11 protein-coding genes are annotated in these 12315 nt (G+C 45.1%); 7 read left to right on the top strand and 4 right to left on the bottom strand.

The genetic code is table 11. The features are described 5' to 3' along the window. Nucleotides 1-2: 2 nt before the first annotated feature. The 3 genes from ACHA99_RS06400 (at nucleotide 3) to rnd (ending at nucleotide 3924) form a co-directional block, all read left to right on the top strand. On the top strand, nucleotides 3-866 hold the full coding sequence (locus ACHA99_RS06400; RefSeq protein ID WP_393941739.1) for an alpha/beta fold hydrolase: 864 nt from the start codon (nucleotides 3-5) through the stop codon (nucleotides 864-866). Between the two features lie 204 nt (nucleotides 867-1070). Further along, complete coding sequence (gene fadD / locus ACHA99_RS06395) at nucleotides 1071-2744, top strand: long-chain-fatty-acid--CoA ligase FadD (RefSeq protein ID WP_028760195.1); 1674 nt, start codon at nucleotides 1071-1073, stop codon at nucleotides 2742-2744. Between the two features lie 70 nt (nucleotides 2745-2814). Then, nucleotides 2815-3924, top strand: coding sequence for a ribonuclease D (rnd, locus tag ACHA99_RS06390; protein WP_028760194.1), 1110 nt, complete (start codon nucleotides 2815-2817; stop codon nucleotides 3922-3924). A 92-nt stretch (nucleotides 3925-4016) separates the two neighbouring features. Here the strand turns inward: rnd and minE are convergent, their stop codons facing one another. From minE to minC, 3 genes are read right to left on the bottom strand one after another with little or no spacing between them, the layout of a single operon-like run. Beyond that, the gene (minE, locus tag ACHA99_RS06385) at nucleotides 4017-4274 is read right to left on the bottom strand and encodes a cell division topological specificity factor MinE (RefSeq protein ID WP_028760193.1); all 258 of its coding nucleotides are present in this window, start codon (nucleotides 4272-4274) and stop codon (nucleotides 4017-4019) included. A gap of 2 nt (nucleotides 4275-4276) precedes the next feature. Further along, nucleotides 4277-5086 (bottom strand): septum site-determining protein MinD, encoded by an 810-nt coding sequence (gene minD / locus ACHA99_RS06380; protein ID WP_006086391.1) that lies wholly within the window; start codon nucleotides 5084-5086, stop codon nucleotides 4277-4279. Between the two features lie 27 nt (nucleotides 5087-5113). Further along, entirely contained in the window at nucleotides 5114-5779 is a 666-nt protein-coding gene (gene minC, locus ACHA99_RS06375) for a septum site-determining protein MinC (protein ID WP_006086392.1), read from the bottom strand. 122 nt (nucleotides 5780-5901) lie between these two features. Between minC and ACHA99_RS06370 the strand changes: the two genes are divergently transcribed. Both ACHA99_RS06370 and ACHA99_RS06365 read left to right on the top strand, forming a co-directional pair. Beyond that, nucleotides 5902-6180: a YcgL domain-containing protein gene (locus tag ACHA99_RS06370; RefSeq protein ID WP_028760191.1), complete on the top strand. Its 279-nt coding sequence runs from the start codon at nucleotides 5902-5904 to the stop codon at nucleotides 6178-6180. Nucleotides 6181-6323: 143 nt separating this feature from the next. After that, the gene (locus tag ACHA99_RS06365) at nucleotides 6324-6764 is read left to right on the top strand and encodes a YcgN family cysteine cluster protein (protein WP_219250509.1); all 441 of its coding nucleotides are present in this window, start codon (nucleotides 6324-6326) and stop codon (nucleotides 6762-6764) included. Nucleotides 6765-6938: 174 nt separating this feature from the next. Here the strand turns inward: ACHA99_RS06365 and ACHA99_RS06360 are convergent, their stop codons facing one another. Next, a complete protein-coding gene (locus ACHA99_RS06360) occupies nucleotides 6939-8459 on the bottom strand; it encodes a methyl-accepting chemotaxis protein (protein WP_393941734.1) in 1521 nt (506 codons plus the stop codon). Between the two features lie 469 nt (nucleotides 8460-8928). On the opposite strand from ACHA99_RS06360, the gene pheS reads away from it, so the two are divergent. After that, nucleotides 8929-9912, top strand: a complete 984-nt coding sequence (pheS, locus tag ACHA99_RS06355; protein WP_006081368.1) for a phenylalanine--tRNA ligase subunit alpha — start codon at nucleotides 8929-8931, stop codon at nucleotides 9910-9912. Nucleotides 9913-9927: 15 nt separating this feature from the next. Then, nucleotides 9928-12315, top strand: coding sequence for a phenylalanine--tRNA ligase subunit beta (pheT, locus tag ACHA99_RS06350; protein WP_393941733.1), 2388 nt, complete (start codon nucleotides 9928-9930; stop codon nucleotides 12313-12315).

The raw sequence follows: 12315 nt of genomic DNA, 5'->3' as shown, positions 1-12315 counted from the left end.
TTATGTGGCAATCTTTCGCCCCCAAAAATCAAATCGAATTTGTATTACCTCATATTAAGGTCGCGGGTCGATTATGGGGGGCGAAGGATAAACCTTTATTGCTTGCCTTACATGGTTGGTTAGATAACGCCAACAGTTTTGAACCCTTAGCAGCACATTTACTTGATTATCAAGTGCTTGCCATTGATTGGCCAGGACACGGCTTTTCTGCACATAGGCCGGGACACTATCCGCTGCATTGGATTGATTATTTGTATGATTTAGACGCGTTGTTAACGGCATTACCGCAAAAGCCAGCGGCAATGATTGGGCATTCGCTCGGCGGTATAATCGCCTCAGCTTACACGGCGACGTTTCCCGAAAAGGTTAACAAGCTGGTATTGATCGAAGCGTTAAGCCCCTTGTCTGAGTTGCCAACGCAAGCTAAGGCGCGATTGAAAAAAAGCTTCTATCAGCATGAGAAGTATTTAACTCAGAAGCATGGGCAGGCAAAGATTTACGACAGTATAGATACTGCGGTGCGGGCGAGGACACATTTAACAGGACTTGCCGAACCTTGGTGTCGTTTGTTGCTCGATCGTAATATGAAGCCCGAAGGTGATGGCATAGGTTGGCGTAGTGATCCTCGATTAAGATTAGATTCACCCCAACGATTAACCTTCGCCCAAGTTGATGCCTTGATGCAGGACATCAATGTTGAAACCTTATTAATTTGTGGCAAACAGGGATTTAGCCAGTTGCAGAGCGCGATACCTAAGGCCAGAACGTGGTTCAAGTATTTGTCTGAGCACATAATTGAGGGCGATCATCATGTGCATATGGACAATGCCGAAGGCGTTGCACGTTTGATCCGCAAATTCGTTTAATAGGTTGCTCATATGGGTATAAAAAAGACGCTAGGTTTTTTGTTTTTTTTATGTGATGATGATCAAAATTAAAACGCTCGTATGATTTATGACGAGTAAATCAATAACTATAAAATGTAAGCCGGTATTTTAACTCGGTATTTATCGAGTCTTGACGCTTGTATGGATATTGTTTCCGCAGTTGTGGGGATTTAGGAGAGAGTAGTGGATCAGCCTTGGATTAATCATTTGCCAGAAGATGTGCCTGCTGAAATTAATGTGGAACAATACTCATCGCTTGTCGATATGTTCGAGACAGCGGTGGCTAAGTATGAAGATCAACCTGCATTTATCAACATGGGTGCCACGCTAACCTATCGTAAATTGGAAGAACGCAGCCGAGCATTCGCTGCGTATTTACAAAATGAATTAAAGCTTGAAAAGGGCGACCGTGTCGCTTTGATGATGCCAAACCTGTTGCAGTATCCCATTGCACTGTTTGGTGTTTTGCGTGCAGGTATGGTGGTTGTTAACGTTAACCCACTTTATACACCGCGCGAACTTAAACATCAGTTGATTGACTCTGGCGCTAAAGCCATTGTGGTGGTGTCAAACTTCGCCCGCACTTTAGAAGAAGTGGTCGATCAAACTCCCGTTGAAAGCGTGATTATCACCAGTTTAGGTGATCAATTAAGTGCACCAAAACGTACCTTAGTGAACTTTGTTGTGAAGTACATCAAGAAGTTAGTGCCAAAATACGATTTACCCCATGCCTTATCAATGCGCGATACCTTATCAACGGGTCGTCGCATGCAATACATCAAACCTGAAGTTACTAACGATGACTTAGCATTTTTACAATACACTGGTGGCACCACTGGGGTCTCTAAAGGCGCTATGTTGACCCATGGTAATATTGTCGCAAACGTATTGCAGGCCGATGGTGCATATTCTCCCGCTTTAAACGATGGCAGTGAGTTTGTGGTAACGGCCTTGCCGTTGTATCACATCTTCGCCTTGACCGTGAATTGCCTGCTGTTTTTGCACAAAGGTAGTCAGAATTTACTCATCACCAATCCTCGCGATATCCCAGGATTTGTGGCTGAGTTGAAAAAGTATCCTTTTACCGCATTAACTGGGGTGAATACCTTATTTAACGCTTTAGTGAACAGTGATGATTTTTCCCAGTTGGATTTCTCTCGCTTAAAACTCTCTATCGGTGGCGGCATGGCGGTACAGAAAGCCGTGGCGGATAAATGGCAAACCATTACTAAAACCCGTTTACTTGAAGGTTATGGTCTGACGGAAGCCTCACCCTTATTAACCTGTTGTCCATATAACTTAGACGGTTATAACGGTTCAATTGGTTTTCCTGCACCTTCGACACTGATCCAAATCCGTAATGATGACGGCAAGGTATTAGCCCAAGGCGAAACCGGCGAGCTGTTTGGTAAAGGTCCTCAGGTGATGAAAGGCTATTGGCAACGTCCTGAAGAAACCGCCAAAGTGATCGACACTGACGGTTGGTTAGCCACGGGTGATATTGGTTATATGGATGAGAAAGGTTTCTTCTATATTGTCGACCGTAAGAAGGATATGATCTTAGTATCAGGCTTTAACGTATTCCCTAACGAAGTCGAAGAAGTGGTCGCACTTCATCCAAAAGTGATTGAAGTGGCTGCCGTTGGTGTGCCAAACGACGCCAGTGGCGAGTTAGTGAAGGTATTTGTGGTGGCAAAAGATAAATCTTTAACCGCTGAAGACATCATTAAGCACTGCCGTATTCATTTAACGGGATATAAAGTGCCGAAGCTGGTAGAATTTAGGGACGAGTTACCTAAAACCAACGTGGGTAAAATCTTGCGACGAGAGCTTAGAGACGAAGCTAAGCGCGCGTAAGATTGAAGCCGGCATTTGCCGGCTTTTGTTTTTATGGACTGTGATTGACCCACAGGATCTGGAGAAGAATTTGTCAGCGTTTCAATATGTGAGTGATGAAGCAAGCCTTAATGCCCTCGTTGCCCAATATAAACAGAGTAAGATACTCGTGTTAGATACCGAGTTTGTTCGTACTCGTACTTATTATGCCAAGTTAGGTTTGATCCAAGCCTATGATGGTAAAACCTTAGCTTTGATTGATCCGGTGGCTTTACCTGATTTAGCCCAGTTTTGGGCGCTGTTATCGGACCCGAATATCGTTAAGCTAGTGCATTCCTGCAGTGAAGACTTAGAAGTTTTTGCCCACTATGGCAAATGTCAGCCTACGCCTTTGTTTGATAGCCAAATTGCCGCCTCTTTGTGTGGTATGGGTCATGGGGTGGGTTATGCCAAGTTAGTTGAAACTTGCCTTGGTGAAGTGATCGATAAAGGTGAGTCGCGTACAGATTGGATCCGTCGTCCTTTAACGGAAGCCCAGTTAAGCTACGCCGCCAATGACGTCCTGTATTTGTATCAGCTCTATCCTCAACTGGAAGCGAAACTCAGCGCCCAAGGGCGTTTAGCTTGGTTATACGAGGAAGGGGAAAGGATGACTCAGGGCAGGCTTGCCGATCCTGATCTCGATACAGCCTATTTGAAAGTGAAAAATGCTTTTCAACTCACTGAAATTCAATTGGCTTACCTTAAAGTGCTCGCCAAATGGCGCCTTGAAAAAGCCTTAGTCCGTGATTTAGCCTTAGGTTTTGTGATCAAAGATCATGGTCTTATTGCATTAGCGAAGAAGCAACCTAAAACTTCGGCTGATTTGTTTAAGCTCAATGACTTGACCGAACAGGAAAAACGCATTCACGGCAAAGATTTATTACGTGTGCTACAAACTGCGGATTTGGTTAATTTACCCGAGTTAGTGGATGTATTGGCGTTAAAATCAGGCTACAAATCGGCCTTTAAAGCGATTAAAAGCTGTTTGGTCGAATTATGCGAAAAGCATGATGTGCCGCAGGAAATGCTCGGTTCTAAACGTCATATCCATGAGTTTTTGCAATGGCGTTGGGATAAGCAACAAGGGGATTTACCGGCAGTGTTATGCGGTTGGCGAGGGGAATTGGCAACTGAGGCTTTAGCAAAGCTTGAGGTCTAGTGCTTAATATTTCGTACTTGAAGCTATCGCTGAAAAACATCCACATCAAAATGTCATCTTCAATTGAAGATGACATTTTTTGTGTCATCGACTTATCTGTCAGGCAAAGTGACGTTAAGCTCGAGTACCGACAGGTTGGCGTCGTTTTGATCTAACTGCACAGAAACTTGATCATCAGAAATCGGCACATATTTGCGAATAACGGCAATGATCTCTTGTTTCATCTGTGGGAAATAATCGGGAGTGTCCCTTTGTCCACGTTGATGAGCCACGATGATCTGTAGGCGCTCTTTTGCCATTACCGCAGTGCTAGGCTTTTTCTTGCTTTTGAAATAGTCGAGTAAAGACATAATTAGCTACCAAATATCCGTTGTAAGAAACCTTTCTTTTCTTCCGTAATAAAGCGCACTGGTACATCTTCACCCAGTAAGCGTGCGACTGTATCACTGTAGGCTAAACCTGCATCACTTTCTTGGTCAATAATCACTGGTACGCCTGAGTTAGAGGCTTTCAGTACAGATTGTGACTCAGGAATAACGCCGAGTAACTCAATGGCCAGAATTTCTTGAACATCGTCGACACTTAACATTTCGCCCGATTTTACACGGCTCGGTGAATAACGAGTCAAGAGTAAATATTCTTTTATCGGCTCTAGATTCAGTTCTGCGCGGCGTGATTTGCTTTGCAACATACCTAAAATACGGTCTGAATCGCGCACTGAACTGACTTCTGGGTTAGTAGTCACAATGGCGATATCGGCAAAATACAATGCCATCATAGCGCCTTGCTCAATCCCTGCGGGAGAGTCACACAGAATAAACTCAAAGTCTTTGGCCAAATCGTCTAGAACACGGCCGACGCCTTCTTTGGTCAGTGCATCTTTATCACGGGTCTGTGAAGCGGGTAAAACGAATAACTTATCGCAGCGTTTATCTTTGATCAGCGCTTGATTTAAATTGGCTTCACCATTGATCACATTAACGAAGTCATAAACAACACGACGCTCGCAACCCATGATCAAGTCTAAGTTTCGTAAACCTATATCGAAATCAATAACGACTGTCTTGTGTCCTTGCATGGCAAGACCGGTCGCAATTGCAGCACTCGATGTGGTTTTACCTACGCCGCCTTTACCTGAAGTGACAACAATAATTTGTGCCATGTTTCTCTCTATCCTTTGTTCTGCCATTTAGAGGGGCAATGATTCAACCATAAGCGACTCACCGTTTAGGCGAATGCAGCCGCTTTTATCTGAGCTATGTTGTTGTAGATTTTCAGCGAGCCAATATTGCCCTGCTATTGAAACGAGTTCGGCCTCCAGAGAGTGGGCAATGATAACGGCGCTGGTATCGCCCGCGGCGCCTGCCATGGCTTTCCCTCGTAATGCGCCATAGATATGAATGCTACCATCTGCGATGACTTCTGCGCCATTGCCTACCGCACCAAATATGATTAAATCACCATTTTTTGCATAGACTTGTTGGCCTGAACGAATATTTTGCTTCACTATTTTAGTTTGGCGCGGGGCCGGCGGCGGGGTACTGCTCTGTTTTCCCGCTTTGACTATGGCAAGGCCTAAGTCTTTTGCTTGTTTACTGAGTACGGTTGTCGCGCCCGTTATGCCAACAATCACTAATTGACGTGAGATCAGCAGATCCTTTAACGCACTTAAATTCAAGCTGTCGTGCTGAATGGCACTCAGATTGACGACTAAAGGAGCACCCAGAAAAAACTGAGGAGCCTGTGCCAATTTATGGTCTAATTCAGTCATGACAGCTTGTAAATCGCTGCTATTAATATGAAGCACTGAAAGAGTAAAAGAAGCGCCTTTTAACTCTAAGCTAGGTTTTGACATCCCGGCACTATTCTCCAGAAATCATCAGTCGGTTCGCTGATTTTACAATTAAATTACTAGGCGACCATGTTATAGTGTGCCCCATTGACTGGCAAGTTTGAACTATTGGATATTTGATTCTTATGCTATGTGCCGTTTATAAAAGTAGCCGAAAGGCTGATACTTATTTATTTGTGAAGAAAAGAGATTGTTTTGACGATGTTCCAGTGCCTTTGATGGAAATGTTTGGCGTGCCAAAGTTGGTGATGGTGTTTCCTATCGCTAAACGCGACGCGTTAGGTATGGCAGATATACATAAAGTCAGAGCGGCCATGGCAGAAAATGGCTTTTATTTACAAATTCCGCCACCTCAGGTGAATTTATTGGCTGAGCATAAGCTGAGCCTTGGGATCAAAGATTAACTAGGCAGCATCAAGACGCTGCTAATGAGCTCTGGCGCGTCAAACCACACTCGTTAATCTCAGTGGCATTGCGTATCTGACGACAAATTAGTGTAAAATAGCCCGCATTGAGCGGGTTTTTTATTAAGAAGATACAGTTAATCATGGCATTTTGGCAGAGTAAAACATTAGCGCAGATGAGCACAACCGAGTGGGAATCCCTGTGTGACGGTTGTGGTAAATGTTGTTTAAACAAGTTGATAGATGATGAAACCGAAGACTTGTATTACACCAATGCAGCTTGCCTTTTGCTCGATCATCAAACGGCAGGCTGTCTGCATTACAGTGACCGTTTCACCCATGTCCCCCAATGTACAGTGATCACGATTGATAATATCCATGAGCTAACTTGGTTGCCCGACAGTTGTGCCTATCGCCGTCTAGCGGCAGGGCGTGAGCTACCGAGCTGGCATCCGCTGCTCACAGGCTCCAAAGAAGCGATGCATTTAGCGGGTATGTCGATCCAAGGCAAGGTGGTGGATGAAAGACGCGTGAAGGATATTGAAGATCATATCGTGCTATGGCCACTTAAAGACGTGGATTAACAGACGTGAATTCATTTTGCCGTAGCGTTATCGATTGAAAATTAACTTATTAATTGAAACGACACTTGTTGATTGGAAAGTGATCGTCAGAATGAAAACAACAAGGGAGCGATTATCGCTCCCTTGTGCATTTTGGGTGTTAAGTGAATTTAAATTCCATCAAATAATGCTCGACTAGATTTTTAATCCCACCATCAACTGATCAAGTTGACCAGCTGTTGCTTGCAGCTCATCACAACCTGAAACCGACTGGTTGGCCGATTGCTCCACATCGTGTGATTGGTTGCGAATTTCCATTAAGTTAGTCGCAATCTCGTTGGCCACTGCCGATTGCTCTTCGGCCGAGGTCGCAATTAGCACACTCATTTCAAACACTTTGTTGCTGTGGTGGGCGATAAACTCTAAGTCTTTACCCGTTTGCAGTACGTGTTGTTTTCCTTCATTGGCTTGATTCACAGTACGCGACATCACTTGTGTCAGATTGCGAGTACCCGATTGCAGTGATTCGATCATGGTTTTGATTTCAACCGTTGCGGCCTGAGTTCTCCCCGCTAAAGTACGTACCTCATCGGCCACCACGGCAAAGCCACGACCTTGTTCACCTGCGCGTGCCGCTTCAATCGCCGCGTTGAGGGCCAGTAGGTTGGTTTGCTGGGAAATCGCATTAATGGTTGATACCACTTCATCAATTTTACTGGCGTTGTCATTGAGTACACCCACCGCATTTGAGGCCGCAGAGATTTCATCCGATAACACGTCAATAGCTTTGACTGTGGTTTCAATATCTTTCCCGCCCGCGCTAACCTGTTGATTGGCTTCTTGGGTTTCAGCTGAGGATTGTTCGGCATTGCGGGCAACTTCTTTCACTGCGGCAGTCATTTCTTCCATTGCCGTCGCTAAGGAGTCCAGATGTTGTCTCTGGTTTACCGCCAAGGATTGACCTTGTTGCGCTGTGCTACGAAACGATGATACAATTTCGCGTATTTTAGCGGTCGATTCTGCGATTTGCTTTACTAAGGTATGTTGACGTTCTACTAAGGTATCTATGCTGATGGCTAAGATACTGAACTCGTCTTTTACTTCGAAGAAGTTTAAACGCCCCGTTAAATCACCCGATGCGGCCCGTTTTAATGCCATCACCGTCGTATAAAGTGCGCCGCCTACGAAGGTTGAAATGTAATAGCTGAACAAAAATAGCACAAATAAGAGTGCCGCCATTAGGCCATAAACCAGTAGGTTATCGTTGGCGAGCAAGGCATCAATTTCTTTGCTGTCTAGGGGAATAATCGTGATCAGGTTTTGATCGTTAACCCGACTCACAGCTCTAGGTTGCTTACCGCTATCATCGATACCACCGCCACTGCGAGCGATGGATTGGGCTTTGCTATCGGCTTCATTTACCGAAACAATGCTGACATTACCTTCAATTTCGCGACTAAGTTGATTAAGGATAGTTTGGCGTTCTTGCTCTGGTAGTTTGTTATATAAGCTGCCAGTGACTTGGTTGATTTGTTGTGAAGCATTTTGCAAACTGTTGAGCTGTCCTTGAATTAAGGTTTGCTGGGATTGGTTATCTAGGAAAAGCGCCAGTCCGACAATCATTAACATGGGAACGATAGAGAGAATAGCGAATTTAGTTTTTAAGGTCATATGGATAAGATATTGATCTATCCAGCGAAATTTTACTTCTTTCATGAGTGCCTCGATAAAATGGGCCATGAACCGAATTTATATCGGTCAGTTTGCCATAGACTTTATAGTTTTCTGTTTTGTAATGATTTATATGGTTAATGTAGTCTAATTGCAGTCGTTATTGTGTTGTTTGCTGCAATTTTGGCAAGGTACAGGTGTTAGTTTACAGTTTAGTTACAAATGCTGCTAGTGGCTGAAAGCGGAAGTTGTTTACGTCAGAATCGAGGTTTGGGTTTCCCCTTGAGCAAAACTCAGGTTCCAAACTGGGGTAACACATGAATTTGCATGATAAAAACCCCCAATAAGCCCTAGTAATATGCCGCTCGCTCGCGTAAAATTTCTATCCTTTTATTTCGTTATAGCTAGCAAAGCGTCTGGCATTAACGCCCGATAACCTGAGCACCCAAATAGCCTGAAAGTTTGGCGCCCATAGCACTTGTTTATCAAGCGCGACTATGCAGTGGAAGAGAAAATGCAGCAGTTAACTGAGATCGTAGAACAAGCCTTAGTCATTATTGACCAGGCCAGTGATCTAAAAGCACTGGATGATATCCGTGTCGATTACCTTGGTAAGAAAGGTAAGATCACCGACATGATGAAAATGATGGGTAGCTTAAGCCCTGAAGAAAAGCCAGCCTTTGGCCAAGCGGTCAATGATGCTAAACAGGCGATTCAACAAAAATTAACTGAGCGCATCGATGGTCTGAAAAGTTCGGAATTGGAAGCCAAATTAATCGCCGAAAAGATTGATGTGACTTTGCCAGGCCGCACCCAAGAGATCGGTGGCTTACATCCTGTGACTCGAACCATTGAGCGCATCGAAACCTTTTTCGGGGAATTAGGGTTCTCGGTAAAGCAGGGGCCTGAAATTGAAGATGATTTCCACAATTTCGACGCACTGAATATCTCTGAGCACCATCCTGCGCGTGCTGATCATGATACCTTTTATTTCAATCCTAAACTGATGCTGCGTACCCAAACTTCGGGCGTGCAAATCCGTACTATGGAAACTGAAAAGCCACCATTACGCATTATTTCTCCTGGTCGTGTTTATCGTAACGATTACGACCAAACTCACACGCCTATGTTCCACCAAGTGGAAGGGTTGTTGGTTGATGAGCATGTTAACTTTGCTGAATTGAAAGGCATTTTGCATGACTTCCTGCGTAATTTCTTCGAAGAAGATCTGCAAGTGCGTTTCCGTCCATCTTACTTCCCATTCACTGAACCTTCAGCGGAAGTGGACGTGATGGGCAAAAATGGTAAATGGCTAGAAGTGCTTGGCTGCGGTATGGTACATCCGAATGTACTGCGCAGCGTTGGCATAGATCCAGAAAAATACTCTGGTTTTGCTTTTGGTATGGGTGTCGAGCGCTTAACTATGTTGCGTTACGGCGTAAACGATTTACGTGCGTTTTTTGAAAACGACCTACGTTTCCTGAAGCAATTTAAATAACGGAGCTGTAATAGCATGAAATTTAGCGAATCTTGGCTTCGTGAATGGGTAAACCCTTCAGTCAGCCGTGAAGCATTATCCCACCAGATCACTATGGCTGGTCTCGAAGTCGATGACGTTGAAGCCGTAGCTGCCGACTTTAGCGGTGTCGTGATTGGTGAAGTGGTTGAGTGTGGTCAGCATCCCGATGCCGATAAACTGCGCGTGACCAAAATCAACGTCGGTGGTAGCGAACTAATCGATATCGTCTGCGGTGCACCAAACTGCCGTCAGGGTCTTAAAGTGGCCGTGGCTATGGTTGGCGCCGTATTACCTGGCGATTTCAAAATCAAGAAAGCCAAGCTGCGTGGCATGCCATCAGAAGGTATGTTGTGTTCATACAGCGAGCTTGGCATCAACGTCGAAAGTGATGGCATCATCGAATTGCCATTGGACGCGCCACTCGGCACTGACATCCGCGATTATCTGCAACTGAATGATGCCGTTATCGATGTAGACTTAACGGCTAACCGTGCCGATTGCTTAGGTATGGCAGGTCTTGCCCGTGAAGTGGGCGTGTTAAACCGCCAAACAGTAGTTGAGCCACAGTGGCAAGCCGTCACGCCAACGACAGATGCAAAGGTCACGATTAACGTTAACGCGCCTGCAGCGTGTCCACGTTACTTAGGCCGTGTGGTTAAAAACGTCAATGTGAAAGCGCCTACGCCATTATGGATGCAGGAAAAACTGCGCCGGAGCGGTATTCGCTCTATCGATCCTATCGTTGATATCACTAACTTTGTGTTGATTGAATTCGGTCAACCTATGCACGCTTTCGATCTTGCCAAATTAACAGGCGATATCCAAGTGCGTTTAGGCACTGGCGAAGAGAAAATCACTCTGCTTGATGGCAGCGAGGTCACGATTCCATGCGATACCTTAGTGATCGCCGATGATGTGCGTCCATTAGCCCTTGCAGGCGTGTTTGGCGGCGAATACTCAGGCGTGAGCGACACGACCCAAGACATACTGCTTGAATGTGCCTTCTTCGCGCCGCTTGCCATTATGGGGAAGTCACGTCGTTTAGGTTTGCACACAGATTCATCACACCGCTTTGAGCGTGGTGTTGACCCTGAGATGCAACACAAGGTTATCGACCGTGCTACGCGTTTAGTACTGGATATCTGTGGTGGTGAAGCTGGCCCTATCGTTGAGGCTAAATCAGAGGCTGATTTACCCAAACCTGCACAAATCGTTTTACGTCGTAGCAAGTTAGATCGAATTTTAGGCCACCATGTACCAGACACAGATGTGGTCGAAATTCTACAACGTCTCGGCTTCAGTGTGGTTGTGGGCCAAGATAGTTGGCAGGTCACTACCGCGACTTATCGTTTTGATATGGCGATTGAAGAAGATTTGATCGAAGAAGTTGCCCGTATTTACGGTTATAACAATATCCCGAATACGGCGCCTGTTGCTGCGCTGCGTATGTCAGATCATAAAGAATCTGACTTAAGCCTAAAACGCGTGCGTGCCTTATTGGTCGCTCGTGGTTTCCAAGAAGCGGTAACCTACAGCTTTGTCGATCCAAAACTGCAAAATCTGGTTCATCCTGGTTTAGACGCTATGGTGTTACCAAACCCAATTTCCAGTGAAATGTCGGCCATGCGCCTGTCAATGTTCACCGGTTTATTGGCCGCCGTTGGCTACAACCAAAGTCGTCAACAGAGTCGCGTGAGACTTTTTGAAACTGGCCTGCGCTTTGTTCCTGATATCAATGCAGAATCCGGTGTAAGACAGCAAGCAATGCTCGCTTGTGTCATTACTGGGCTCCAAAATGATGAACATTGGGCTATGGAATCGAAAACTGTTGATTTTTTCGACCTTAAAGGTGATTTAGAAGCAATTATCGGCTTGACAGTTTCCGCATCAGAATTTAGCTTTAGAGGAGCGACGCATTCTGCTCTCCATCCGGGGCAATGTGCTGAAATATTGAGAAATGATCGAGTGATCGGTCATATAGGTGCTATCCATCCTAGTTTGGAGAAGCCTTTTGGACTCAATGGTAAAACCATCGTTTTTGAGTTGGAATTGGATGCTTTATTGCATACCAGTTTGCCGCTAGCCCAAGCTGTATCTAAGTTTCCAGCTAATCGTCGTGACATCGCAGTCGTAGTAGATGAGAGTGTATCTGCAGGTGATGTAATGAAATTGATAAGAAAAGTTGGCGAAAATCAGTTGGTTGGCATAAACTTGTTCGATGTATACTTAGGTAAAGGTGTTGAACCTGGCAAGAAGAGCCTGGCGATAGCACTTACATTACAAGACACTACTCGTACGCTTGAGGAAAAAGAGATTGCTGAGACCGTTGGTTCAGTCGTTTCTGCCCTTAAGTCCGAGTTCAACGCATCGTTGAGGGATTAA

This window comes from Shewanella sp. S23-S33, from assembly GCF_043359565.1.
GTDB classification, from domain to species: Bacteria; Pseudomonadota; Gammaproteobacteria; order Enterobacterales; family Shewanellaceae; genus Shewanella; species Shewanella oncorhynchi.
The sequence above is the reverse complement of the archived record's forward strand: the minus strand, read 5'-3'. Positions and strand labels throughout refer to the sequence as shown.

Bases quoted from the DNA above. Each gene is read 5' to 3' on its own strand.
- ACHA99_RS06400 (WP_393941739.1), top strand. From the start codon at position 3: ATGTGGCAATCTTTCGCCCCCAAAAATCAAATCGAATTTGTATTACCT.
- minE (WP_028760193.1), bottom strand. From the start codon at position 4,274: ATGTCTTTACTCGACTATTTCAAAAGCAAGAAAAAGCCTAGCACTGCG.
- minD (WP_006086391.1), bottom strand. From the start codon at position 5,086: ATGGCACAAATTATTGTTGTCACTTCAGGTAAAGGCGGCGTAGGTAAA.
- minC (WP_006086392.1), bottom strand. From the start codon at position 5,779: ATGTCAAAACCTAGCTTAGAGTTAAAAGGCGCTTCTTTTACTCTTTCA.
- ACHA99_RS06370 (WP_028760191.1), top strand. From the start codon at position 5,902: ATGCTATGTGCCGTTTATAAAAGTAGCCGAAAGGCTGATACTTATTTA.
- ACHA99_RS06365 (WP_219250509.1), top strand. From the start codon at position 6,324: ATGGCATTTTGGCAGAGTAAAACATTAGCGCAGATGAGCACAACCGAG.
- ACHA99_RS06360 (WP_393941734.1), bottom strand. From the start codon at position 8,459: ATGAAAGAAGTAAAATTTCGCTGGATAGATCAATATCTTATCCATATG.
- pheS (WP_006081368.1), top strand. From the start codon at position 8,929: ATGCAGCAGTTAACTGAGATCGTAGAACAAGCCTTAGTCATTATTGAC.
- pheT (WP_393941733.1), top strand. From the start codon at position 9,928: ATGAAATTTAGCGAATCTTGGCTTCGTGAATGGGTAAACCCTTCAGTC.